28 protein-coding genes, 1 tRNA gene, 1 pseudogene and 2 riboswitches are annotated in these 25,340 nt (G+C 32.6%); of the genes and pseudogenes, 23 read left to right on the forward strand and 7 right to left on the reverse strand.

Annotated features, from left to right (window positions below; all coding sequences use genetic code 11):
• Positions 1-333: 333 nt before the first annotated feature.
• On the reverse strand, positions 334-1,218 hold the full coding sequence (locus BKP45_RS09305) for a hypothetical protein (protein WP_071389428.1): 885 nt from the start codon (positions 1,216-1,218) through the stop codon (positions 334-336).
• 338 nt (positions 1,219-1,556) lie between these two features.
• Here BKP45_RS09305 and BKP45_RS09310 point away from each other — a divergent pair, with 338 nt between their 5' ends.
• Entirely contained in the window at positions 1,557-3,065 is a 1,509-nt protein-coding gene (locus BKP45_RS09310) for a spore germination protein (protein ID WP_071389429.1), read from the forward strand.
• A 194-nt stretch (positions 3,066-3,259) separates the two neighbouring features.
• On the opposite strand, the gene BKP45_RS09315 is transcribed toward BKP45_RS09310, so the two are convergent.
• On the reverse strand, positions 3,260-3,658 hold the full coding sequence (locus tag BKP45_RS09315) for a YueI family protein (protein ID WP_071389430.1): 399 nt from the start codon (positions 3,656-3,658) through the stop codon (positions 3,260-3,262).
• A gap of 109 nt (positions 3,659-3,767) precedes the next feature.
• Here BKP45_RS09315 and BKP45_RS09320 point away from each other — a divergent pair, with 109 nt between their 5' ends.
• From BKP45_RS09320 to BKP45_RS22945, 11 genes and pseudogenes are all read left to right on the forward strand, one after another.
• Positions 3,768-4,274 (forward strand): hypothetical protein, encoded by a 507-nt coding sequence (locus tag BKP45_RS09320; protein ID WP_071389431.1) that lies wholly within the window; start codon positions 3,768-3,770, stop codon positions 4,272-4,274.
• Positions 4,275-4,427: 153 nt separating this feature from the next.
• Positions 4,428-4,652, forward strand: a complete 225-nt coding sequence (locus BKP45_RS09325) for a YqgQ family protein (RefSeq protein WP_071389432.1) — start codon at positions 4,428-4,430, stop codon at positions 4,650-4,652.
• Positions 4,653-4,673: 21 nt separating this feature from the next.
• Entirely contained in the window at positions 4,674-5,777 is a 1,104-nt protein-coding gene (locus BKP45_RS09330; protein WP_071389433.1) for an ATP-binding cassette domain-containing protein, read from the forward strand.
• A 600-nt stretch (positions 5,778-6,377) separates the two neighbouring features.
• Positions 6,378-7,508, forward strand: coding sequence for a YqgU-like beta propeller domain-containing protein (locus BKP45_RS09335; RefSeq protein ID WP_071389434.1), 1,131 nt, complete (start codon positions 6,378-6,380; stop codon positions 7,506-7,508).
• A 75-nt stretch (positions 7,509-7,583) separates the two neighbouring features.
• Positions 7,584-7,684, forward strand: a riboswitch (TPP riboswitch).
• Between the two features lie 75 nt (positions 7,685-7,759).
• Positions 7,760-8,395, forward strand: coding sequence for a thiamine phosphate synthase (thiE, locus tag BKP45_RS09340; RefSeq protein ID WP_071389435.1), 636 nt, complete (start codon positions 7,760-7,762; stop codon positions 8,393-8,395).
• Positions 8,392-8,589 carry a sulfur carrier protein ThiS gene (gene thiS, locus BKP45_RS09345; protein ID WP_071389436.1) on the forward strand — a complete coding sequence of 66 codons (198 nt, stop codon included), beginning with the start codon at positions 8,392-8,394 and terminating at the stop codon, positions 8,587-8,589. Before thiE ends, thiS begins: the two co-directional genes overlap by 4 nt.
• Before the next feature lie 44 nt (positions 8,590-8,633).
• A complete protein-coding gene (thiD, locus tag BKP45_RS09350) occupies positions 8,634-9,440 on the forward strand; it encodes a bifunctional hydroxymethylpyrimidine kinase/phosphomethylpyrimidine kinase (RefSeq protein ID WP_071389437.1) in 807 nt (268 codons plus the stop codon).
• Between the two features lie 127 nt (positions 9,441-9,567).
• Positions 9,568-10,266, forward strand: coding sequence for an ATP-binding cassette domain-containing protein (locus tag BKP45_RS09355; RefSeq protein WP_071389438.1), 699 nt, complete (start codon positions 9,568-9,570; stop codon positions 10,264-10,266).
• A gap of 4 nt (positions 10,267-10,270) precedes the next feature.
• Positions 10,271-11,032: an ABC transporter permease gene (locus BKP45_RS09360; protein WP_071389439.1), complete on the forward strand. Its 762-nt coding sequence runs from the start codon at positions 10,271-10,273 to the stop codon at positions 11,030-11,032.
• A 19-nt stretch (positions 11,033-11,051) separates the two neighbouring features.
• A pseudogene (locus BKP45_RS22940) lies at positions 11,052-11,756 on the forward strand (DUF1385 domain-containing protein); the annotation flags it as partial.
• A gap of 78 nt (positions 11,757-11,834) precedes the next feature.
• Positions 11,835-12,146 (forward strand): MTH1187 family thiamine-binding protein, encoded by a 312-nt coding sequence (locus BKP45_RS22945; RefSeq protein WP_071389541.1) that lies wholly within the window; start codon positions 11,835-11,837, stop codon positions 12,144-12,146.
• Between the two features lie 397 nt (positions 12,147-12,543).
• On the opposite strand, the gene BKP45_RS09370 is transcribed toward BKP45_RS22945, so the two are convergent.
• Positions 12,544-13,020: a hypothetical protein gene (locus BKP45_RS09370; protein WP_071389440.1), complete on the reverse strand. Its 477-nt coding sequence runs from the start codon at positions 13,018-13,020 to the stop codon at positions 12,544-12,546.
• A gap of 84 nt (positions 13,021-13,104) precedes the next feature.
• On the opposite strand from BKP45_RS09370, the gene BKP45_RS09375 reads away from it, so the two are divergent.
• Both BKP45_RS09375 and BKP45_RS09380 read left to right on the forward strand, forming a co-directional pair.
• Positions 13,105-13,743, forward strand: a complete 639-nt coding sequence (locus BKP45_RS09375) for an MBL fold metallo-hydrolase (protein ID WP_071389441.1) — start codon at positions 13,105-13,107, stop codon at positions 13,741-13,743.
• Positions 13,744-13,945: 202 nt separating this feature from the next.
• A complete protein-coding gene (locus BKP45_RS09380; protein ID WP_084787788.1) occupies positions 13,946-15,085 on the forward strand; it encodes a class I SAM-dependent methyltransferase in 1,140 nt (379 codons plus the stop codon).
• 315 nt (positions 15,086-15,400) lie between these two features.
• Here the strand turns inward: BKP45_RS09380 and BKP45_RS09385 are convergent, their stop codons facing one another.
• Together BKP45_RS09385 and BKP45_RS09390 are read right to left on the reverse strand one after the other, a co-directional pair.
• Complete coding sequence (locus BKP45_RS09385; RefSeq protein WP_071389442.1) at positions 15,401-16,108, reverse strand: helix-turn-helix transcriptional regulator; 708 nt, start codon at positions 16,106-16,108, stop codon at positions 15,401-15,403.
• A 356-nt stretch (positions 16,109-16,464) separates the two neighbouring features.
• Positions 16,465-16,539: transfer RNA gene (locus tag BKP45_RS09390), tRNA-Gln, on the reverse strand.
• Positions 16,540-16,637: 98 nt separating this feature from the next.
• Between BKP45_RS09390 and comGA the strand changes: the two genes are divergently transcribed.
• The 9 genes from comGA (at position 16,638) to BKP45_RS09435 (ending at position 22,000) form a co-directional block, all read left to right on the forward strand.
• Complete coding sequence (gene comGA / locus BKP45_RS09395; RefSeq protein WP_071389443.1) at positions 16,638-17,687, forward strand: competence type IV pilus ATPase ComGA; 1,050 nt, start codon at positions 16,638-16,640, stop codon at positions 17,685-17,687.
• The gene (gene comGB / locus BKP45_RS09400) at positions 17,684-18,715 is read left to right on the forward strand and encodes a competence type IV pilus assembly protein ComGB (RefSeq protein ID WP_071389444.1); all 1,032 of its coding nucleotides are present in this window, start codon (positions 17,684-17,686) and stop codon (positions 18,713-18,715) included. The genes comGA and comGB overlap by 4 nt, the downstream gene beginning before the upstream one ends.
• A 180-nt stretch (positions 18,716-18,895) precedes the next feature.
• A complete protein-coding gene (locus tag BKP45_RS09405; protein ID WP_071389445.1) occupies positions 18,896-19,222 on the forward strand; it encodes a DUF2325 domain-containing protein in 327 nt (108 codons plus the stop codon).
• Positions 19,223-19,767: 545 nt separating this feature from the next.
• A complete protein-coding gene (comGC, locus tag BKP45_RS09410; protein WP_071389446.1) occupies positions 19,768-20,088 on the forward strand; it encodes a competence type IV pilus major pilin ComGC in 321 nt (106 codons plus the stop codon).
• On the forward strand, positions 20,081-20,533 hold the full coding sequence (gene comGD / locus BKP45_RS09415; protein WP_071389447.1) for a competence type IV pilus minor pilin ComGD: 453 nt from the start codon (positions 20,081-20,083) through the stop codon (positions 20,531-20,533). The genes comGC and comGD overlap by 8 nt, the downstream gene beginning before the upstream one ends.
• Complete coding sequence (gene comGE / locus BKP45_RS09420; RefSeq protein ID WP_071389448.1) at positions 20,520-20,852, forward strand: competence type IV pilus minor pilin ComGE; 333 nt, start codon at positions 20,520-20,522, stop codon at positions 20,850-20,852. The genes comGD and comGE overlap by 14 nt, the downstream gene beginning before the upstream one ends.
• The gene (locus BKP45_RS09425; protein ID WP_071389449.1) at positions 20,849-21,286 is read left to right on the forward strand and encodes a competence type IV pilus minor pilin ComGF; all 438 of its coding nucleotides are present in this window, start codon (positions 20,849-20,851) and stop codon (positions 21,284-21,286) included. The genes comGE and BKP45_RS09425 overlap by 4 nt, the downstream gene beginning before the upstream one ends.
• The gene (gene comGG / locus BKP45_RS09430; RefSeq protein ID WP_071389450.1) at positions 21,273-21,656 is read left to right on the forward strand and encodes a competence type IV pilus minor pilin ComGG; all 384 of its coding nucleotides are present in this window, start codon (positions 21,273-21,275) and stop codon (positions 21,654-21,656) included. Before BKP45_RS09425 ends, comGG begins: the two co-directional genes overlap by 14 nt.
• 152 nt (positions 21,657-21,808) lie before the next feature.
• Positions 21,809-22,000, forward strand: a complete 192-nt coding sequence (locus BKP45_RS09435; RefSeq protein ID WP_071389451.1) for a YqzE family protein — start codon at positions 21,809-21,811, stop codon at positions 21,998-22,000.
• A gap of 224 nt (positions 22,001-22,224) precedes the next feature.
• Here BKP45_RS09435 and BKP45_RS09440 read toward each other — a convergent pair whose 3' ends face one another.
• Both BKP45_RS09440 and BKP45_RS09445 read right to left on the reverse strand, forming a co-directional pair.
• Entirely contained in the window at positions 22,225-23,016 is a 792-nt protein-coding gene (locus tag BKP45_RS09440) for a YqhG family protein (RefSeq protein ID WP_071389452.1), read from the reverse strand.
• Positions 22,994-24,679, reverse strand: coding sequence for a DEAD/DEAH box helicase (locus tag BKP45_RS09445; RefSeq protein WP_071389453.1), 1,686 nt, complete (start codon positions 24,677-24,679; stop codon positions 22,994-22,996). The genes BKP45_RS09440 and BKP45_RS09445 overlap by 23 nt, the downstream gene beginning before the upstream one ends.
• A gap of 411 nt (positions 24,680-25,090) precedes the next feature.
• A riboswitch (glycine riboswitch) is annotated at positions 25,091-25,222 on the forward strand.
• The last annotated feature ends 118 nt before the right edge of the window (positions 25,223-25,340 follow it).

Consider the following 25,340-nt stretch of genomic DNA (forward strand, 5'->3'; position numbering starts at 1 on the left):
TAAATGGCTCAACAGAAGAAACAGAAGAAGTCAAAGGAAGTCATTTACCTGGGATAAATTCAGGCTCTTTCTTACTAGATATCCATTACCTTACGCCAGAGTTAAGGTTAATATTTATGACTTAAGAAAAGAGATTAGCTATATTCTGTAAATGGTAACTAGGAGGAGCCGTGTGCGTTAATAGCGCAAGCACGGTTCTGTGAGGGGAGAGAATGCAATCTACCGAGAGGTAGAGAGGTTCTCTTCTACTCGACTAAAACAGAAAATAGAGAACGTAAAGGGTTAAATGTAGATGTCGAATGACTTAGGTCCCAAGACTATTTTTTTATACTTCTAAAATCGTCCTGTATTTTTAATAATATTATATTTTTCACCATCCTTGCTCGTAAAAATTATTAGAATATGAGAATAGGACTTATTAAAAAGGATAAGTGGGACGGAGCTATCAACGGGACTAACTATGGTCCCGTTATGTTTTTCTATTCCTAAAAAGTAATACTTGTAAATAGCACTCCATGTTAATGCCAGCATTTCTTTCGTTTCCTCCCCCGTTAATTTTGGTAGTGGTTGTTGATAATACTTGTATAATTCTGTTAAAGGTACTGAATAATAATTAGATAGAGGGATATTGAAATATTCAATTAATTCTTGCCAAGTATACTCTAAGTTTTGCTGAATAATAGTATCTAATATTCGTTTTCCTTCTATTTCAGAAGGTGTTGTTGGTGTTTTGAAATATTCTATAGGACTTAAAGGCGAATCTAAAATATAAAGTTCATCATAACTCATCGATTGTATACTTTTTATTACATCATTTGGATAATGAGTCTGTCCATAATGAAAAGTAACGGCTTCGAAATGCCCACTATCTTCTCCATTAATTTTTTGTTTTTGTTGGAGTATATGACTATTTTCCTTCACTACTGACATCGTTTCTTTTAGCCACCCATCCTCAAATAACAGTGAAATATCTTGACTTAGATACGTTTTATCGGCAATTTCAGAGGAGGTTTGCCATTCGATAGTATACTCATCTTCGTCATCTTGTTCCATTAATTTTAATGTTGTAGAAACCTTTGAAAATTGTTTCTTTTGATCAATAGGAGAATTAACAATTGCTTCTTTACTTAAATCATTTGTATTATTTGTTGAATGAAAAAAATTTGAAGTACTAAATATAATGCCAATGATAATAAAGATGACCACTAGATATTTCAATTTAATCCCTCCTTGGACAGCCTATTTTACTTTATGATGTTTAATGAACAATTATGAAAAAAATATAGTTTATCCCACTCTTAAGGGGCAAGTAAGACCCCCACCTCAAAACTTAAGAAAATCGAGAAGTTTAGGTGGGGGATAAACTGCCCCTAAAGGTCCGATATAGAATAACTTTCATCGGTGAAAGCTGATGATTAGTTATTCTTATGCCCGTGGTATAAGTTGAACTAACAATCAGTGGGGGATGAAGGAAAACCCCCACTGATTGAAGTTCAGCTTTATTGAATTAAATCGAATCATACTAATTTGGGACCCATAAAATTAAGTGAATGGAAATGGTATTTTTAGTGAAAAATGTAATTGAAGTGGAGGGGCAAATTGTGAAAAATGAACAAATTCAACATCCTGCATCTAAAAACATTGAACATAATAACGCCTATCTAACGAGAGAGTTAGGAATTGATAAGAGTTTTGATCTTATTAAACTAGATTTAGAGTACGGCGGAAGAAAAATGACATTTTTCCTTGTTGATGGCTTTGCTAAAGATGAGGCACTTACTCAAATTCAAAGAGAATTAATGGTATTAAATGAAGAGGATCTTACCAGTGATATTTTACATACCTTAATAAAATCTAAAATTCCTTATGTAGAAATTGAAACTGAAAAGGACCTGAATAAAGTAGTTGACCAAGTACTTGCAGGGCCAGCAGCGCTTGTTGTTGATGGAATTAATGAAGTTATTATTATTGATACACGAACGTATCCAGTCAGAGGTCCTGAGGAGCCTGATACTGAACAAGTTATACGGGGAGCTAAAGATGGCTTTGTAGAAACACTGGTATTAAATGTTTCGTTAGCTAGAAGGCGAGTGAGAGATCGAACGTTAAGAAATGAATATATGACGGTAGGGAGAAGGTCAAAAACAGATTTGTGTGTTTCGTATATAGAGGATATAGCTGACCCTATTGTCGTTACTGAAGTTAAAAAAGCCTTAGAAAAAATTGATACAGATGGATTGCCAATGGGAGATAAAACGATAGAAGAATATTTATATGGACAACACTATAATCCATATCCGTTCGTTCGGTATACAGAACGTCCTGATGTAGCAGCAGCGCACCTATTTGAAGGTCATGTCATTATTTTTGTTGATGGTTCGCCAAGTGTGATTATTACACCAACAACATTTTGGCACCATTTACAGCACGCAGAGGAATATCGTCAAAAACCAATTATAGGTATTGCTCTTAGACTTGTTCGCTTTTCAGCCGTATGGTCATCAATATTTCTTTTACCATTATGGCTGTTATTAGCACAAAATCAAGCGTTACTTCCAGAAGGTATGGAATATATTGGACCAAATGAAACAGGAACGGTGCCATTATTAGCTCAATTCATAATTGCTGAAATTGGGATTGAAATGTTAAGGATGGCTGCTATTCATACTCCAGCTGCTTTAGCTACTGCCTTAGGGTTAGTTGCAGCGCTCCTAATTGGAGAAGTTGCAATAAATGTTGGGTTATTTTCTACGGAAGTTGTCCTTTATTTAGCAGTGGCTGCTGTAGGATCTTTTGCAACTCCAAGTTATGAAATGAGTTTAGCAAATCGTTTAATACGTGTGGGGCTTCTAATTGCTACAGGATTGTTTCAGGTTTTCGGTTATGTAATATCAGTAACCTTATTAGTTATACTACTAACATCGATGAAAGTTTATGCTACTCCTTATTTCTGGCCGTTTATACCGTTTTCTGTACGAAGTTTTCGGGATGTTATCTTTAGATCTCCAATACCTTTAAAAAGGCAACGGCCTAAAGCGATTCACCCTATAGATGAAGATAGATAAAACTGTCTCGAACATAAATCCAAAAAAGGGATGGAACACACCTCATCCCTTTTTTGGATTTAATTAATCAAATGATTTGTTCTTAAGGGTTATAGACCCCCACCTCTAAGCGTAGCGTAGGTGGGAACTTCCATTCAGGTGGAGTTGAGACTCCATCTGAATTTTCGATGTTCTAGCGAAGCTAGAACGAGTTCTCAATCTTTTTTGAAAATTTCATCTTCAATAAAAAAATTATTGTTTTTATCGTTGTCGTAGTTTATTGCTGTACTGCTAGCTAAGACAAGCCCGATAGGTGTATCATGTCCATCACTAACAACAGTAAAAGGCACATTTGATTTTGTAGCTTCTTTTATATATTTAGAATAAAGGGTGTAAGATAATTCACCGTTAACGTACATGTGGATATCTTTTTTCGATTGCAGTATTTTTTTGGCCTCTGGGTAGATCCCTTTATGTATCACTTGCTTATTTGTCAATGCCAAATAAATCCGTTCACTAATGGTTGATAAAAACAGTGCTCTTTCTTCAGGTAGAGTTTCTGGAGTACCATAAATTCCTTGCATTAAGACTTGGTGTAATTTATTCTTTTCCATAATAAACCTTCTTTCACTAAAGTTAAATTAGTATAGTTTAAGTTTCTTGTCCTTAATATTGTCTTTGATACATAAACTAATACAAGCAATCAATATGGGGTGAGTTTACGTGATCATATTATCATCTATTTTAACAGTATTTTGTGTAGGCTTGTCAACTGGTGGTTTACTTGTGTCAAGAAGGATAGATCCTCATCAAACATTATTTGTCGTTGTTGGGATCGTTTTTTTTCTTAGTTCATTAGTAGGTATGTTTATTGGCAGTAAAATTTCTAGTTTCATTAGTCAATCAGCGATCAGTATTTTATTTGGAATTTTCTGTTTAGGAATGATTGGCTTTTTAGTTTGGAAGTATGACCCAGCTTTCGGATATATTAAACAAGAACCAGTTATATTAAGTACTTTTGTTGTTTTCTTTTTTATACTAGGCGTAGAACTTGCAAAACTGGAATTATCTATATTGGTCTCTTTCATTTTCTCACTTATTTTTGTTTCTGGGACGTTTCTAGGTTTTATGTTTATATACCAAATTTTATATCGGCAAAGAAATCCACAGTTTTTTATTTTATTACCACTTATTCCTCTTCTTTTCATCGGTCTTTTTAAATTGATATAATACAGTTAGCGAGTGAATTTCTTAATTAACAAAAACGAACTGCCTAAATTTCTAGGCCATACGAACGGTTAAACGTAACTGCCTAGTGTGTCTTAGTGACGAAAATAATGAATTATGTATGATGAAATTTAAAGATAAAATAGGAGATGAAAAATGAATTCAATCTATGACTTAAGAAAGTTTTTACAAAATTATGGTGTTTTTATTTATACAGGTGATCGAGAGGGAGATCTTGATTTATTTGAAATGGAATTAAAACAATTATATGAATGGAACATGATTGATGCACTGACATTACAAAAAGGATTAATAATATTAAAGAAGGAATTAACGAACCATAAAAGAGCAGACAAGAGTAGTTTGACTAAGTGTGAGTAACAATAAAAAAGGTGATTCTTTATGCGCTTATTAAAAATTGAAAATTTGTGGAAAAAGAAAGGCCATCACTTTCAATTAAGAGATATTTCCATTGAATGTAACGAAAGAGAGTGGATCCTTTTTACAGGGCCAGTTGGAGAGGGCAAGGAGACATTAAAAGATATTCTTGTTGGCTTTGATGAGGACTGGGAAGGTTCGATTCAAATAAATGGTCAAGAAATAAAAGGTACATTAGAATACAATGATAATATATCATTCATTCATAAACATTTTTTTGATTTAGAACAGGATACTACAATTTTTAATTTTTTATCATCTCCTTTAAAGTTAAAAGAATTAACGGAAAACAAAATTTCAGAGATAATTCTTGAAACAATCAAATTATTTCCTTTTAAGGTACAATTACGTAAGTTAATAAATGATCTCTCGCTTGAAGAAAAAGTCGTGGTTTCATTCATATATGCAATGATCATTCAGCCTAAACTATTGATTATAGATGAGCCATTTTATGAATTACCTAATAGTAAAAGACAAATTATTTCTTCCGTTATAAGATTGATTTCAAAAACATGGAAAGGGGCACCTGTTTTTATTTTTAGTAGTTATGTAAAAGAATGGTTACCTATTTGTGATCGAATTACGTTAATTCATAATAAAACAATTCTTCAAACCGGAACAATAAAAGAAATGTTAGAAAAACCTCAACATATTTTTGTTACAAAATATATGGCAGAGAACGAGATTACATTTATTAAAGGCATAATAAAAGGAAGTCAATTCCAGACGAAAGGTCTTACCTTCATAATCCCTTTACAATATTTGCAAAAGCATCAATACTTTGAAGGACAAGAGCTTCAAATTGGAGTACCGGCAAAAAACTTTCAAATAGTTGATAAACTCCCTTCAAGTAAAGATGGGGTATCGTTTCTGGCCCCAGTTCATATCATAAAAAAAATGAATGGATACTACAAAATTTATTCGAATATTGGGGGACAGCTTGTAGTTGCACAAATAAAACATGATATTAAAATTGAGGAAGGTAGTGAAATTTATCTCTTTTTCCCTTTTAAATCGATGATTTTTTTTGATGGGAAAACAGAAACAATACTAAAACAAAGAGGTTGATTTCTATGAGTTAACAGTGGTTGGTTGTGTCGATACTGGTAGCCCAATTAATAAATTGTTTCCGTTTCGGTAGCATATCCAATTTAGCAAATGCTACTAACACGATTAAGATTGTATTGGGCGCTGAAGTTTCTAAAGCTGAAGATTTATTAATCAATAAGTGTATTTTCATTGCTTGTGAACCCGAAGAGGAAAATATTTACGATTATCACTATAGGTATTTGGTGCAGTAGTTACGGTGGTGTTTGGTTGATTAAACAAATACTGAATTCCTTGTAGTTGTTAATGCCAGAATTTCTTATTGAAGTTCTGGTTTTTTGCTTGTAAAGAATTAATGTATAATAAATCCGTAGAAGATTGGGGTTAAATTATCAATTAGGTATTTATTGAGAATTTCGTCATTACCTAAATGGAGCTACATAAGTTTAAATGTTGTTGGAAACGATCTTCATCCAATAGCATTTAGTTAAGTATCAGAGTAGGGAAAATAAACAATTATGAAATTCATTAATTATAGATACAATCAAGTTACTTTTTATTTGTTAAGAGCGAAAATAAATGGGATAATTAATCTAATCATTAGATGAGGGGAGGGGTTCTATGCTTAAGGTTATTTTTTTTATTATAGCTATTTTTTTAATGGTTAGTTGTGTTCAAGCAGACAAACCTTTTCTTATTCGTGATGTGAGTATGCATTCCAACAATTTAGTTGAAAAAAATGGGGTACCTCTAGTACTGAGAAACAATGAACTCTTGCATACTATTGATACAAATATATATAGCTTTGCCACAGTAAATGAATGGTTTGATCACGAGTCGATTTTATATTTAACCGATGAAAATGGGGTTTCTTATCTAAATAAATTTCATCTTTTTTCAGGTGAGGATGAACTGTTTTTTCAAATTAATGAACCGATATTACAAGTTGATGCCAATCCAGACTTTTCTGTTTTTGCAATTGAAGTAACATCATTAGACAGGGAAAAACATCTCTATTTTGTTAATAGGAAAGGTACAATTATTCACAAACTAAATAATGTTGGAGAAGAGTTTCAAATATATTGGAATCCATATAGAAATCATGAGTTGATTATTGCTGCTTTGCAGTCGGATTATTCCGTAAAGTTAAAGGAAATTAACCTAGTAGATAAAAGTATTGTTGATTTTAATTTTGAATATTCGTATGTTCAATGGATTAACGAGAGTGAATTAGCATTTTTAAAGTGGGATCTTTTATCGCCAAGTTTTTATGCGCCACTATATACGTATAATTTAGAGACTGAGAAAAAAGTGAAAAAAGTTGATGATATTATAGCGTTTTTTTCCTATTATAATCATTTATTAACTATAACCTTAGATGATATTGATAAAGAATATTCACAATACACATTTTATGATATGGAAACAAACAAAAAGCTTACACAATTTCAGGTACCCGTTTTAAACACATACTCAGAACAATGGTGGATTCCGAATCATGCTTTTGATAAAGAAAGTAAAACTTTTTATCTTTTAAAGCCTAGTAATGGTGGAGATTTATTTAGTTATTCAGAAGGTTTCTCATTAGTATCTATTCAGGTTGAAACAGGTAAAGAAATAACAATAGTTAACATTGATGAAAACTACCCGTTAAAACTATCACCAGATGGTCGTAGAATTTTATTTGGTTATCAGCTAGAGGAAATAATTGACCTAAAGAAAAGGAAAAATAATAGATTAATATATTGGTAGGCAAAACAATTGAAATTAGAGTGTTTTCTGTCATAATAATACTATTAGATAGTGTTTAATTTACTTAATTAAATAAGCGAAGACTAGGGGTGCCTTATGGCTGAGAAAAAGGTTGGACTTTTACCCTTGTACCTGATCTGGGTTGTGCCAGCGTAGGAAAGTCGTTGATTCTAACTGCTATGTAGCCGTAATCCGTCTTTCTTTAATGGATTACGGCTTAATTAATTTTAATTTTAAATGGAGGAATACGGATGAAAGATTTTCGGCTATACGCCATCACTGGAGAAGAATTTCATAAAGGGAAAAGTTTAGTTGAGGTAATGGAAGCAGCAATTATTGGTGGTGTTGATATTATTCAATTACGTGATAAAAAAAGCAGTAAAAAGGATGTACTTCATAAAGCCTTGTTACTAAAAGACTTAACGAAAAAATATAATATCCCTTTAATTATTAATGATCATATAGACGTTGCAATAGCAGTCGATGCAGATGGTATTCATTTAGGCCAGGATGATTTGCCCTTACAAATGGCAAGAAAGATTGTTGGAAAAGAGAAAATAATTGGTATATCGACACATGAAATAGAAGAGGCAAGGGAAGCTCAATTACAAGGTGCTGATTATATTGGTGTAGGCCCAATTTTTGCAACAAAAAGTAAAGAGGATGTTGTCGATCCTGTTACAACTAAATATATTGAAGAGGTAAAAAAGGAGATATCGATACCTTTTGTTGCCATTGGGGGTATAAAGCTTCATAATGTTGATCAAGTTTTGAACGCTGGAGCTACAAGAATTTGTGCAATAAGTGAAATTGTTGGAAGCGCTGATATAACAAAGACGTGTCAATTATTCATTGAAAAGATAAATGAAAGGGTGTCTACTAGATGAACGTGATTATTAATGGTGAAAAAAGAGAGCTACAGCTTGAAACCTTAAAAGACGTAATTGAACATTTTCACTTAGATGAAAATTTAGTTGTAACTGAAGTTAACGGAGAAATTGTTGATTGTGAAGAGCGAGCAAACACGTTACTTCAAGAAGGCATGAGAATTGAAATTGTTCAATTTGTTGGTGGTGGTTGATTACTAACGCTTATTAATATTAATTTAGAAAGGTAGATGGAAAAATGAACATTGGAAAAGCATTAACAATCGCTGGATCTGATTGTGGTGGTGGTGCAGGAATTCAAGCGGATCTAAAAACCTTTCAAGAAAGAGACGTTTTTGGAATGAGTGTTATTACGGTATTAACTGCACAAAATACACTAGGAGTAAATGGAGTTTTTCCTCAAACATTAGAAGCGATTGAAGCGCAATTAGATGCAATTTATAGTGACATAGGAACAGATGCAGTGAAAACAGGAATGTTATTCTCAGAAGAGATCATTAGCCTTGTAGCAGATAAATTATTACAATATGAGGTACAAAATATTGTTGTCGACCCGGTTATGATTGCAAAGGGTGGTGCCCCTCTTCTACAGAAGCAAGCAATGAATGCTTTAAAAACACGTTTGCTTCCGCTAGCAACTGTAGTAACCCCGAATATCCCTGAGGCTTGTGAAATACTTGGTCTATCTACTATTGAAACTCTAAAGGAAATGGAAGAAGCAGCATTAGAAATACAAAAAATAGGACCTAAATACGTTGTTTTAAAAGGGGGGCACTTAGAAGGCTCCAATAAGGCAATTGATATCCTTTTCGACGGAGAAAACTATCATTATTTTGAAACGAAAAGGATCGATACGATTCATACACATGGGACAGGCTGTACATTTGCTGCAGCAATAACTGCAGAGTTGGCTAAAAATCATTCAATTGAAGAAGCGGTGAATGTAGCAAAGAAATTTATTCAAGCTGCAATTGAAGACTCATTATGTATAGGAAGTGGCATTGGACCTACAAAGCACAGTGCCTACAGAAAAAGGGAAATATAAAAAATATAACAGACGGGATATACATAAGGTGAAACTTTTGTGTATCCCTTTTTAAAATGGTTTATCATCATCTATTTAGTAGGTATACTGTAATTAATGTACAACAATATTAGGATGGTGCGGAACTATGAACGGAAATTACGAGTTACAAGTAAAGAATGTAACCACTCCTAGGGTTTCAGATATTTCTTTTAACGCTTCACTAGGAAACATTATATCCATTATTGGTCCTTCTGGTGCTGGGAAAAGTAGTCTGTTATTATTGTTAAATCGTTTGATTGATCCAATAAAAGGAGAGATAATTTATCGTAATAAAGTATTAACAATGTACCCGATAATTGAAATAAGAAGAAAAATTGGCTTAGTATTTCAAACTTCTTCTCTTTTTGAAGGTACAGTAGAAGATAATTTGAAATATGGTCCTAGCCTTATAGGTAGATGGAATAAAAAAAGGGGACCAGAGTTACTAGAAAAAGTGCAACTCTCTAAAGAATATTTAGGACGAGATGTTGAGCAATTATCTGGTGGACAACAGCAAAGAGTAGCTTTAGCTAGAACGTTAGCAAATGATCCAGAGATACTATTGTTAGATGAAGTGACGAGTGCATTAGATTTACAGAGTGTGGACCTAATCGAGCAGCTATTAGTTTCACTTTCTAAAGAAAAAAAAACAATAATTATGGTGACTCATAATATAAGTCAAGCGGAGCGAATTAGTGATAAAGTAATCTTTATGAAAAATGGCACAATTATTGAACAGGGAAAAACTGAAGAACTGATTAATAACCCTAAAACAGAAGAATTACAACAGTTTTTAAAGGAGTAATTAAATGGCACCGACAATTTCAAATACAGCTATGTTGTTTTTAATAATATTTGTTTTAATTCCAGTTTCATTATCCTATATGTATTCGCTTGGTTTAGGAAAATCAATTACTTGGGCTTCGGTACGTGGAGTTATTCAATTATTACTTATCGGTTATATCCTTACATATCTATTTGAACTTCCTCCAAGCATCGGGATTTCTTTCATGTTATTTGTAATGATTTCGATTGCTTCATTTCATGCAAGCAAAAAAGGTGAGGGCATAACTAATGTCCGGATTATGATATTTTTAATAATTTTAGGTGTTGAGTTACTAATATTATCCATGTGGTTGGGATTTGGGATGATCTCTTTTACATCAGAACAAGTAATCCCTATGAGTGGTATGGTAATTGGTAATAGCATGGTAGCCATTGGTCTTGCTTTAGAACGAATGAAAAATGAATTTCGTGAAGGGAAAGGAAAAATAGTTGCAGCTCTTTCTCTTGGAGCCAAACCCCAACAAGCTACAAAAATAATTGTACGTAAAATCGTTCGAGCTGCAATGATTCCAAATGTAGATGGTTTAAAAACAGTTGGGCTTGTCCAGTTACCAGGAATGATGACGGGCCTTATTTTAGGTGGTGTAGCTCCAATTGATGCTATTCGTTACCAAATTGTTATTTCATTAAGTATTTTTATATGTGTGTCCATTAGTGCTATGTTAGTTACAATGCTGCTGTACCGTTATTTTTTTAATGAAAATATGCAATTAATAGACATGTAGACATAATAGTATCTTTGTAATGTTTAAATATAAGGGGTGTGGCTTTAAGGTGATTAAGGGAGTTTCGTATGAAAATGGAATTATCTTTATTGGTAAGCGTCACATATCTTGTGCCTACAATGATAATGGCATTATCAGAGACTGGATAAAACCATTAAATCATCATTCTATGGTGCAAGTAGCAAAGCAAGTGACTTTTTCTATGCCACTTTGGTTTAAAGTATTAACAATGATATATTTTACACTTATTTTCCTTCCTAAATTCTTTTCTATTTTCGGTGTTTACTTTTTATGGAATGGCTTACCGTTTTACTTCTCCTTTTATTATATGTTTGGAACTCATTTTATTTTTCCAAAGAGTTTACGAAAATATCATGGTGCTGAACATAAAGTGTTTAGTTACCGAGGTCTTAAGACAATGGCAAATAAAAAGGAGATTAAAGAAGCTGAGATCACAAATCGTTATTGTTCAACTAATCTTGTTGTTATATATTTTGGTATGGCTATCGTTTGTACAATTATACTATCTTTTTCATTTCCTTTAGCTAAGGCTGTTCAATGGGCTTCTTATGGTTCGTTATTATTGACTCCTACTATTAACTATATGTTAAATTGGAAAGGGATTAAGTTGCTCAAGTTCATTGTGTTAAAGCTTTCTTATTTTTTACAAAAGAACGTAACGACAACAGATCCAGAGGAGTTTCATATCAAAACTGCGATCAGGTCTTATCGTAGATTAGCACTAAGGGAGTTTCCTAATCAATTATTTGAAAAATCTAGACATAAAAAGGAGGAAAAGAAATTGGCAATTGTAGATATAACAATTATTCCTATTGGAACGAATGAACCGAGTGTTAGCCAATATGTCGCTGAAATTCATCAGTTACTAGAAACGTATAACGATAAGGTAAAGTATCAGCTCACACCTATGAGTACAATTATTGAAGGAGAACTCTCCGTCTTGTTCGAAGTTATCCAAGCGTTACATGAAGTTCCTTTTTCAAAAGGAGTCCAAAGAGTTGCGACAAACATTAGAATTGATGATCGAAGAGATAAACAATTAATCATGTCTGAGAAAATACGTAGCGTAGAGGGGAAATTAAATAAATCTTAACTTCATTAAGAAAAGCGCAAGGTGCCCGACTATCGGCGACAAACACTGGAAGACCTGCTCGTAGCGGTCGGGCTTTTGACCGAAAGAGAAGGTCTTCCAGTGATCGAGCCGATGGCGCCTGGAGCTAGACAGTTTCCAAGTTAGAAATTTATAAATTCTGATTATATTAAAAAGCGTCTTACAGCCCTTTAAGAATGTAGGAAAAGTTGAAGGTAATGAAATATAACTTTAGCGGGTGACTAAATTTAATGGGCCAGCCTATTAGTTAAGGTATATTTATAATTGTTACAAAAACCGAGTTATATAAATCTATATCTAGTTACGATCGGTTCGTCATAACTAGATATAGTATCTTGTAGCGAGTATGATGGGTTATGAAATTCATAAAATTAAATAATTATAAGTAAAATATCACGTTTATTTTGTATGCTTCGGCAATTCCTTCAATTAATTCTTGATGATAACGTTCAACAAAATAAATCGTTCTAATTTGTTCATTTTCAGAAGCAATTAGATGCTCATCCATCTGTTCTAGTGCATGTTGCAAGGCTTTTTCATTATTACCAGAAATGGTGAAGGGAATAACTAAATCCTTATATAAATAGAAATCCCCTTTTTGAGAAGTAAAGCCAAAATCAATAAAAATGTTTTTCATTTCTGGTTCCTTTAATTTATATAATACAAATGCATCTTCAAAAACATCATAATAAGTCAATAAATCTTTTAATAAGATTTGATCTTCAGGTGATGAAACTATAAACCCAAATTCGTTGTAATCGATGCTTTTTTCAAAAATGAAATTCTTTATTTTTTCATGTTTCGTTAGTAATTGTTCAGTTTCTAAGGATGTCTCCAATACTGTTAATGTATTCATAATTCCTCCTCTCTTCACACTTTGATAGGGCGTTAATTTAAGTGTAAAATAAAATATATTAAAAATGCAAAGGAGTTGTTTTAAATGGAGTGGAAACAAATTCCATTGGGACCGTTACAAACAAATGCGTATGTTTTATATAATGAAAACAAGGAAGCGATAATATTCGATCCAGGTGGAGAAGGTACGAAATTAAACACTTTACTTGAGGCAGAAGGTTTATCGCCAAAAGCAATTTTGTTAACACATGCTCATTTTGATCATATTGGAGCAGTAGATGATGTTCGTGACTTTTGGAAAATCCCGGTCTATATACATAAGAAGGAAAAAGATTGGCTAACAGACAGTAAAAAAAATGGATCGACTTTATTTTTAGGTGGGAGTAACGCAGTAAAGGTTAATGCGGCAGATTTTCTTATTAAAGAGGAGGGAAGGCTTGAAATTGGTTCGTTTAGTTTTGAAGTATTTGAAACACCAGGCCATTCACCTGGAAGTGTATCGTATTACCTAAAGGAGATAGAGATTGTTTTTTCAGGGGATGTTCTATTTGCTGGTGGAATAGGAAGAACAGATCTTCCAGGTGGAAGTTATGATGTATTAATGGATAGTATTAATAATAAATTAATGGAACTACCAGAACAAACTACAGTAGCTTCTGGACATGGACCACTTACGAGAATAGGAATTGAAATGAATTCAAATCCATATATAAGTGGAAGATAAAAGGTAAACAAAGTTATATAAGAAAAAAGGAGGATGACGATACGTCATCCTCAAATGGGGAGTTAATCTTAGTTATCATAAATGAACTTTTGAGGGGAGGGGGAACTCCCGAAGATCATTGCTAACTTACAACCTTATTATATAACCGCATTAACACCATGTCAATAGTGTTAATTATAAAAAGAGGGAAGGAGAGTTAGTTTTGATAGATAAGTTAATAGATAAAATTATACAGAATGAAAATTGTATGATTAATTACGCTGATTACATGAGTTTTGTTTTGTATGATCCGGTAATAGGATATTATATGAAAGATAATAAAAAATTGGGCAGAGAAGGAGATTTTTATACTAGTAGTGGTGTACATGCAGTTTTTGGTAAGGCTTTTGCCCACTTTTTTTTAGATATTATTCAAAAGGAAAAGCTTCCGGCAGTAATATGTGAATTTGGTGGTGGGGATGGACGTTTTGCCAAAGCAGTCTTAGATGAATGGCAACGAATAGCACCAATTGGTATGCTAGATCTAAAATATTCCATAATAGAAACGAGCCCTTTTCATCGTCAAGAACAAAAAAAACTACTTTCAGACAAAGTATTTTTTAAACAGTTTGATAGTTTAGAGACATTTAGGAAAAGTAATCCGAATATTTTTGAGGGCATTATTTTTTCGAATGAATTACTAGACGCTTTTCCAGTACATGTTATTGAGAAACAAAATGGTAACATTTATGAAGTTTTCGTGTCAGTAAATGAAGAAAGAAAACAGCTGACTGAAATAAAAAAACTATGTACCAATGATCATGTATTGTTGTGGATTGAGAAATATGGACCAAAATTAAAAGATGGACAAAGAATCGAAGTTCCTTTGTATATGAACGAATGGATAAATGATATATATCAGTTTCTTAGTAAAGGATTACTAGTTACGATTGATTATGGCTTTACAAGAGACGAATGGATGCTTCCACAAAGGAAAAAAGGGAGTCTTAGAGGTTATTCTAAGCATCAACTTGTAGATAATCCACTTTTGTATCCAGCAGAAATGGATTTAACGTCTCACATACATTTAGATGCTTTTAATGATGTAGCAATAGAAGTTGGCTTCGACAAAATCATAGATGTTAGGCAAAATCGCTTTTTATTAATGATAGGGATGTTAAAATTTTCACAGGAAAATTATGACCCTAATCCTTTTTCTGAAAAAAGTAAACAAAATCGTGCAATACAAACACTAATAAATGATAATGGGATAAGTTCCGCATTTCATGTATTTCTTCATGGAAAAAAACTTTCTGCAATAAATTCATATCGCTTTTTAAATGATAATCCTTACGATATATAACGACTAAAGAAAATGACCTCATTTTGAATAACTTTCATCAGGGAAAGCTGATGATTAGTTATTCTTATGACGTGGTATAAGTTGAACTAACAATCAGTGGGGAATGAAGGAAAACCCCCACTGACTGAAGTTCAGCTTTATATGTACGTCGGTCTGAGAGTACATTATACTAGACATAAGTATAAGAGAACTCGTTCTAGCTTCGCTAGAACATCGAAAATTCAGATGGAGTCTCAACTCCACCTGAATGGAAGTTCCCACCTACGCTACGCTTAGAGGTGGGGGTCTATGCCCCTTAAGAACAAATCAGTTCGATTAAGGCAATACTAGTGTCTTATATGAACAAAAACTGTAATCTATACCCTCTGACATAAAACTTTCTTTATTTAAATCGATTTCCCCAAAAAAGTAATCAAAAAATCCATGAATTAATGCTTGATGCATTTTACAGATAGGTGCACGATCTGGAACTAATTCTTTAAAAGTACAGTTATAAATTCTAAAGTTGACTTCATGTGTTTCTTCATTATAATGCATTTCTGGATTTAAACCTTGTTGCAAGGCGACTGTCTTAATATGATTTAACTTTTCTTTGTTTTCTAAATCGCTCAAACTTAGATCTAGTGCTTGTAAATACGTTCTCGCCGACTCATATCCATATTTACGACCTGTTTCTGTTAAAGCTTTTTCACCAATAGAACCTAAACTTAAAAGTGTATCGATTGCGATTTCAGATAATTTTTGATAATCTCTATATGGAAATTGTAGGCTTACTACTTCATCTGAAAGTCTATAAAATCGACTAGGACGACCACCTTTACCTGTTTTTTTTGTTTCTGAAATTAACATATTAACATCTTCTAATTTGGTCAAATGAAGCCGCGCAACATTCGCATGAATTTCAAATGCATCTGCTATTTCTTGAACTGTTACATCTCGATGCTGTTTCGTAACATATTGATATATTGAAAAGCGTGTAGGATCTGAAAGTACGCCAGTAATTTTTAGAGTTTGATGCTCCATTTTTTTCACTCCCTATGACATTCTAAATTAATTATAATACAGTATAAAATATAAATAAATGTATTTTCAATTTAATTATGTGGTTAAAGGTGGAAATGTTCGGAATTTGTACATTTTTAGACAAAAACTCCGTTGACTCTTTATTTTTATAGCAATTCAAATATTCATTTTAAGAAAATTTCATAAGAATAGCGCAAGCGCCTTGGTCACGGCGATAGGCGCTGAAGCTAGACAGTTTCAAAGTTAGAAATTTATAAATTAAATAAAAAAGACTCTAATTAACTAATTAGAGTCAATACATTATTCTACACTTGAGGCGCAGTTAGATAAGCTTTAATAATATAAGGTACTTATGATGGCTGGGATGGCAGGATTCGAACCTACGCATGACGGAGTCAAAGTCCGTTGCCTTACCGCTTGGCGACATCCCATTGAAGTAACATTAATTATTATAATAATAATCCTCAAAAATATACAAGAGAAAGTGTTATTTTAAGTCATCTAAAAATAATAAAAGGAAGTGATACTATTGTCAGCAATTGAATTGAAAAGTAATGCTATTATCTTAAGGGCGATACAAATCAATGCATCAGATATTCATATTATACCGGCGAAAAATTATTCACATGTTCAAATGAGGGTAGATCATCGATTATTAAATGTTGAAAGAATTAAAACCACTGAGGCAGAAAAACTTATCTCACATTATAAATTTCGTTCGAAAATGGACATTGGAGAAAAGAGGAGACCACAAAACGGATCATTATGTATGTCGATTAATCAACAGCAAACAAACCTTCGAATATCTACCCTCCCAACATTACCCCATGAAAGTTTAGCCATACGCATTCTACCACAAAACAAAATCGAAATTCCTTTAGAAAACCTAGCCTTATTCAAAAGCCAAACAAATAAAATAAGAGCTTTACTCAAAAAAGCACATGGCTTATTACTATTCTCGGGTCCAACAGGATCTGGAAAGACAACAACTATTTATTCCTTATTAAATGACAGTTTAATTAAAAATAAGAGGATAATATCGATAGAAGATCCAATTGAGAAGAGGATAGATGGTCTTATTCAAGTCGAAATAAATGAAAAGGCTGGATTAAATTATCAAGAAGTACTAAAAGCGACACTTCGGCATGATCCAGACATTATTGTGATAAGCGAAATAAGAGATACTCAAACAGCTAAAATGGCTGTTCGAGCAGCTATGACTGGTCATCTAGTCATTAGTACCATCCATGCAAATAATTGTATTGGATGTATTTCAAGACTTAGAGAATTTGGGATTGCTGAATATGATATCAAAGAAACAGTAATAGGATTAGTTTCGCAACGGCTATTAGAATTGAAGTGTCCTATTTGTCGGGGGAATTGTTCTTTATTATGCCAAATAAATCGTAAAAAAAGAAGGCTTGCAGTTTATGAAATAATAGCTGGAAAACCATTAGAAGAATTTTTTTGCGACTCTAGTAAAAGATTTGTATATGAAAGTTTGGAGAAAGTGATAAATAAAGGAATTGCTTTAGGGTATGTTTACGAAACTGAATTTGATAGGTGGTTAACTAGATGAGGAAAAAAAATTGGAATAATGATGAAAAGGCTGATTTCCTTATAAGAATCGGTGGTCTTCTCGATCAAGGATATACGATTTCAGAAACTTTGGAGTTGTTTCTGAAATATGACAAAGAAAAATTAAAACCTATGATGTATCAATTGTTAGAGGAGCTTAAAAATGGTAGATCTTTTAGTGATGCATTGTTGGTTTTAGAAATTCCTGAACATATCATAAGTTTCGTACACTTTGCAGAAAACTACGGAAATTTATCAAGTGGTCTACAAGAGGGAGGGAACCTATTAAGAAAAACAGATGAAAATAAACGGAAGCTTCAAAAACTGTTTAAGTACCCTATATTCTTGTTATGGATATTAATTATTTTCTTCGTTATAATATACAAGTTTTTATTTCCTCAATTTGCTTTACTTTTTTCCACACTTAATATTTCACTACCATTAATAACTCGATTGTTTATGTTTACTCTTGAAAATACCCCAACTTTCTTTTTGCTATTTCTTATAATAATGAGCACGTGTTCAATTTATTTTGTTGCTTTCTTTAATAAAAAATCAGTTTTTGAAAAAGCAAGGTTTATTGCAAAGTTACCTTTGATAGGTAACTTTTATAAAATGATTTCAACATACTTCTTCACAACAAACTTAAGTTATTTAATTAAAAACGGAATGTCAATTTATGACGCATTAAATTTATTTAAAGATCAAAAAAAACTAGGCTACATTAGTATAGTTGCAACAGCTATTATATCGAAACTTGAAAAAGGCCAAACATTGCACCAGGCACTGTTAAGTGAACCCCTTTTCTTAAAGGGGTTGGCGTTTATCGTTGATCATGGACAATCTAGTGGCAGGCTTGATAGTGAATTGAATTATTATGGTAGGTGGGTATTGTTAGATTTTGAGGAAAAATTAAAGAGAATTTTCATGATTATTCAACCAACATTGTTTGTATTTATTGGCTTAATCATACTATTTATGTTTACCTCAATTATGTTACCTATATATACGTTAATGAAAGACTTCTAATGAAAAAAACAAGAGTTAGATGTCGTTGCAATTATATAAAACATTAAGCTTATCACTTGTATCTAGTTATGATATTACTAATTTTATAAAATAACTTCTTAATTAACATTATATTGACATTGATAATCGTTATCATTTATAATATTGATAACGAAATACATACTAGAAAGGAGTGGCAATATGAAATCATTACTAGTTGTGGGAGCGGATCATCTTGGAACAATTCCTCAAAAGTTAGGTGAATTAGGTTTTTCAGAAGTTATTCATTTGAATGGAAGGAAAGTACAAATGGTAAAACGAGAAATACCAGAAAATATCGATTCAATTTTAGTTTTAACAGACTATATTAATCATAATCTAGCAAAAACATTAAAGAAAAAAGCTCAAGATCAATCTGTACCTGTATATTACGCAAAAAGATCTTGGTGTTCAATTTATCAAGCTTTATCCAAATGTGAACGATTATGTCCTGATCATGTTAAATGTAAACAAGGTGTTAAACACTAATTTACCATAATATAAAAAGGTAATACAACTGAGCGAATTTCATTATTCATCCATTAAAACTATATCTGGTTGTAAACGCGAAAAATCAATTAGGTATAGTATCATTGTGGCGTGATATCTGCACTATGTAATTTTTATCCCATTCTTCAAGGGGCAGTAAGACCTCTACCTCAAAACGTAAGAAAAACTTTCATCAGTGGTGATGAACGAAAACTCGCACTGATTGAAGTTCGCTTTATACACGGTTGTTATTTACCTTTTTTCTCTTTATTCACTTTCGAAAAAAAGAAAAAATTGCAATTTTTTTTTATACAAATGAAGGAATTTTGTTGGAGGATGTCAAATATGTTATTTGTAGGATTCTTATGATGAAACATTCATCTTAAGAACTATTGCCTCAATGGTCTCTCTTCATGAAACGTACACAAAATTATTGAGAAAGAGGTGAATATTTAAATACCCCCATTGCCCCCCTTTTTTTAAACCGCTTATTTCTTTTTTTCAGTAGAAGAGTCTCTAGTTATTAAATAATTAAGAGGTGTCTTATGAAAATCAGAAAATATTATTTGAATGAACGTGCTTTTACTCTTATTGAAATGATGATCGTATTAATGATTATCTCAATTCTCCTTCTCATTGCCATTCCAAATATGTCTAAAAATAGCTCAATAGCTCAAGAAAGAGGTTGCGAAGCGACGATTGATTTATTACAAGCACAAGTAGGTGCCTATTTTATTGAAAATGGTGAGTTGCCATCAAGTTTAGGGGTTTTAAAATCTGAAGGTTATGTAACCACAATTGATTGTCCAGATGGAACTGAATTAATTTTGAATGGACAAGGGGTAGTAGCGAAAGTCAATGAGTAAAGTTAATATCTTTCAGAATGATCGTGGTTTTACCTTACTTGAGATGACAATCGTTTTAATGATCGTTGCAGTCGTTACATCTATATCTGTAGGTAATTTTAGAGGAGCGCAAGAGGCTATCAATCGAAATGAATTTATTTTTCAACTAAAACAAGATCTCCATTATGCACAGCAAAAAGCTATTAGTCATTCTGCAACGACAACCGTTATTTTTCTTAATAGTGGGAAGGAGTATGTAGTTCGACAATCTGGAGAAATAATATTAAGAAGAAAATTCCATGATAATATTACATTTGTTCCAATAACACTGACCTTAAGTGATATCGCCTTTCTTCCAGATGGAAATGCTAGAAAATCAGGAACATTATTAATTAGAATTGGTGACTATAGCTATAGACTTGTTTTACTTTTAGGGAGGGGAAGGTTTTACATTGAACAACTGTAAAGGATTCTCTTTGATTGAAGTTATGACATCGCTGATGATACTTTCAATAATGACTATTATTATTCTCCCTACATTAGCTACGGTTTATCAGGAACGTTCGTCCATCCAACAAGAGCAACGAGCAATTATCATACTTGAAAAGGTAATTACTGAATGGATTTATGAAGGGAAAATAGTTCATGAAATGCAAATTGCAGAAATGAATACAATATTCACTATTTTCTCCGAAGCTAAAGGGAAGAAGGAATTAATTGTATGCATTAGTTGGAATGCTGCAAATAATCGACATTATGAAAGGTGTGAGAGTGGTAAGAAATGAACCAACCAAATGGTTTTACATCTATTGAAGTTTTAATTGCTTTCTTCATTTTCCTCGTAATTGCTTCAATACTTCCTCAATTTTTTAGAATAATAACATTTGAGCCGAAACTTTTGCATCGGATGGAAACATCAACTTTTTTTCAGCAGCTTACATTTGATGTACATCAAGCTGCTACTATTCTGGTTGATAAAAATATCCTTTACTTACAAAAAAGTAATGATGAAACGGTCACATATGCTTATCATCAGCAAAGAATTAGAAGGCAAGTTAATAATAAAGGTCAAGAAATTGTTATGCAAAATGTAGTTGATGTGAATTTTGTCCAATGGAGTAATGGTATTGATATAACGGTTACAGATATCTTTAATAATACTCATAATAGGCGAGTGACTCATTTGTTACCTTTAGAGAGAATGTATGTTGAACAATGAAAAAGGATTTATTATGCCTGTTACACTAATAATCATTTTGATAGTTTGTAGTTTTGTTACCTTTCAAATGAACCAATATGTAATTGAAAAGAATTATTTTTTTGAAGCTAGTGAAATGTATACAGCTGAACGCCTTTTGCAAATGGCAATTGTCGATGTTGAACAACATCTAGTTAATCAACATGAGAACCACCTGTCAGGAAAATTCCATTATGAAAATGGAGAAGTAATATTTGTTATTAATAAAGAAGTAGATGATGTTTTTTCTATTACTTTAACAAGTAAAACTTTAAATCAGAGATCTAGAAAAATAATGTATTACTATTACTCAGATGTCGGGACTGTTTTACCTTGGTTGAAAGAGAAATGAAGTGGTAATTAAAATAGATCTATAATGGGGCTTATGGGGAGTAAAAACCATATCTACAAGTAGGCCATCTGTTTTAGTAAAGATAACTTATTTTATTAGCATAAAGAAGTTTGATTTTGGTCATACTATTAATAAAAAAATGGTGAAGCTAAATGAAAACAAACGATTATATTAAATATGTGACACAACAATTTGTGAGTTATGTAGATACGTCAAGTGAAGAAAGAAAAGCTCAAAAAGTAGAAAGGAAAGCTAATAAATTACCGTTTACTTATCGATGGTTTGGATTAATTCCCTTTGCAATTATTCAAGCTTTCAACGTAAATAGAAAGAAAAGTAAATAAAACAATTATGTTAGATGACTACGCTTTACCGCTCCCGTCTAGGGAGGAAGTCGATAGTCATCTTTTTACGTTTATTATTCCACTCGACTCTTAAGGTACTGTAATATTCCCACCTCAAAGCTATGGTAGAAGACAATAGAGGTAGATGAGAAGTTCGTATGCGCTTTTGTGAAAGTAATATATTTTCATGCTGGTTTGTGCGTGTTAAACGCATCGATGTTTTCTTACTTATTCTTTAAGTAAAACAGTCCGCCATTAATGATATGAACGTTTATTTTTGGTTCATATTGATCTTTTAGGGCTTCTATTTCTAAATGGTAGCTTTCTGGCTTTTCTTCTGTTTCTTCATAGAATGTCTCCAAAAGTCTTAAGTCTTGTTGCCAACGATTATAAGCATCTTCTGCCCATTGATGGTCGTCTTCAGCTATAAGTGAACGTATGACATTTTCTAGTCTTAATAAACCGCTTTTTGGTGTTATTAAAGGAGATAGGGTAAAACAAAAGTCAGGAATTTTCGGAGTTACCGTTTTCCTTAATAACATGTTATGAAATTCATGTATTATTTCCCCTGTTATTAAGTTTAATCCTAATGAAATGATCATATCCTTCTTACGATCACATTGATACGAAATCTTTGTATTAATGCAAAGCCAAGGATGGAGCGCACTAGATTGGAACGTGTCGTCCTTAGGTATATGTTCATATAGTCGGATATAGGTTCCTAATTGCTTCAAGGATTGTAAAATTTGGTGAAGTCTAGGAGAACCGAAATGGATTTGTTCTCCTTTTTTTTCTTCGCTACACTGATTAGGGTTGGTAATTAGTGACATTTGCATGGGGTTAGGTGTCCCCCCGGTCTTTTCTAAATAATGCCAATAAAATGGTCGATTCATTAGCAATTTGTCTAGGTCGACGGAGAGTTGAACATGAAGATAGCCACTACAGTTTTCAAGAATGGTACTTTCATTAGCCGTAAAATAACGTTCTAATATATTATGAATTTCCTGCTGCTGCATCGTTTACTACACCTTCTTCATTTAACTTAATTAGTTCACTTAAGTGATTCATTTTTACACGAATTTCACCCTCGCTTTGTGATTGAACTAGGATATCTGTTATATGTTCTTCAATGTTATTTAATTCTAGTCTAGATAAGATATCGTCTAGTTCACCAATCACGCGTTCAAATAGGCGAATTTTATCGTAAAGTAAAGATAATATATGTTGTTCAACTGTATTTTCTGTTGAGAAGTTATAAATATGAACATCCTTTTGTTGACCTAAACGGTGAATACGTCCTATTCTTTGCTCTATTCTCATTGGGTTCCAAGGAAGATCGTAATTGATGATATGATGACAAAACTGTAAATTTATTCCTTCCCCACCTGCTTCTGTGGCAATAAGTACTTGTGCATGGTTGCGGAATAATTCTTTCATCCAATCTTTTTTGCTTCGTTTAAACCCACCACGAAAAGGTACACTCTTAATCCCGTGTTGGTTTAAAAACCATTGTAAGTATAATTGAGTAGCTCGATATTCCGTAAAAATAATGACCTTATCGTTTATTTTTTGGATTAGTTTTAGTGCTTGTTCAGCTTTTGAGTTTGTCTTAACTTCTTCAATTTTCTTAAAGATATATTTTATTTTTTCTGTCATATTAGGTGTAGCATTGAGTTTTTTGACCATATTTTTTAATGTTAAAAAAGCGGCCTCTCTACTACTACACACTTCTCTTTGTAATGTAATAAGGGAGAAAGGGCTTTTTATAATAGAATCATTAGAGGTAAAATCTTTTAAAGAAGAAATGGCATCATACAACTCTTGTTCTTCTTTAGTAAATGAGATTGTAACTGTTTCTACAATTCGTTTGGTCCACTCGATGCCAGTGTCATCTCGACGGTTTCGTACCATGACCTTGTTGATGAGTTCCCGCAGCTTTTCATCATTTTTAGGTGAACGATGATTTGACCGGAAATCTTTGTCGAAGCTATCTTCATCGCCTAAATGTCCAGGTTTTAATAAGGATACAAGGTTGAATATTTCTTCAAGTTTGTTTTGAACAGGTGTAGCTGTTAAAAGTAAACAAAATTTCTTCTTCAAACTTTGAATGAACTCATAGTTTTTTGTTTTTTTATTTTTAAGTTTATGAGCCTCATCTATTATAATGATGTCGTAATTTTGTTTTAATACAATGTCTCGGTGAGGATTTCTCTTGGCCGTATCTATTGAAGCAACAACGACATCACATTGTTCCCAGACGTACGTTTTACGCTGAGGCGTTGCAGGGATATAAAATTTTTGATTCAATTCTTGAGCCCATTGTGATACAAGAGAAGCTGGAACTAAAATTAATGCTTTTTTTACCAAGCCTCGAATCATATATTCTTTTAGGATTAAGCCAGCCTCAATTGTTTTGCCTAACCCTACCTCATCTGCTAATATTGCTTTTCCGTTCATTTCCTCAATTACTTTTTTAGCTACATCTAGTTGGTGAGGGAATATCGTTAAATTAGGTAAATGGTTAGGTGCCATTAATCCTGAAAACTCTTTAATTGATAGGTGATTTTCAGCTTCAATTGCCAGTTTATATAACTCCCAGTTTGACCAAGGTCCGTCATCTTCTACCCTTTTAAGCAATCCTTCCTTCCATGAAGAATCAAAATTAATCGTAATATTCATGGATATGCGGCTCCTTTCTTCTACACTTAGAAAAGTAAATCTCAGCTTTAATGAATAAATTTATTAATGAGTGGATTTCATAATGCCAATAACTTAGCCACATCAAGCCACATCTAGTTGAGAACGGTTTAACTCAACTAGATGTAGTATCCAAGTGGCGTTTAATCTATATTATGAAATTCATTGAATATAAACTAAAATTTTAATAAGTTTGAAACTCAAAAATGACTATAATAAAAACGTAATACTCTCACAGCTATTATTTACCCACTGTGTGAAAATAATGATTGCCATTGAAACTTAGATAATGTTAGGATAAGAGTAAGGGAGTTTTCATTGTTTTCATATTGTTTAGTATTGACAAACTAGGGAGAAAACATGAGTAATAGTACAACAATTTCATAGGAGCGGATGAGATCAAGGGGAGAGACTGCAAAGGTTTATGAGTTATTAATTAATAAACCGAAACTTAGCTTTGATGCAGCGCCGAAGGAGCAAGCGTTTTATCGTGAATCTCTCAGGCAAAAAGACTCTTGTTTGACGCAACTCTGGAGAGTGTCATTAATGACCACCCACGAGGAAAATTCTAATTAATTTAGAATAAACTTTCTGGTTTAAGGACAGAGAAATACATCACTATGTATTTCTCTGTCCTTTTTTG

It is taken from the genome of Anaerobacillus alkalidiazotrophicus, assembly GCF_001866055.1.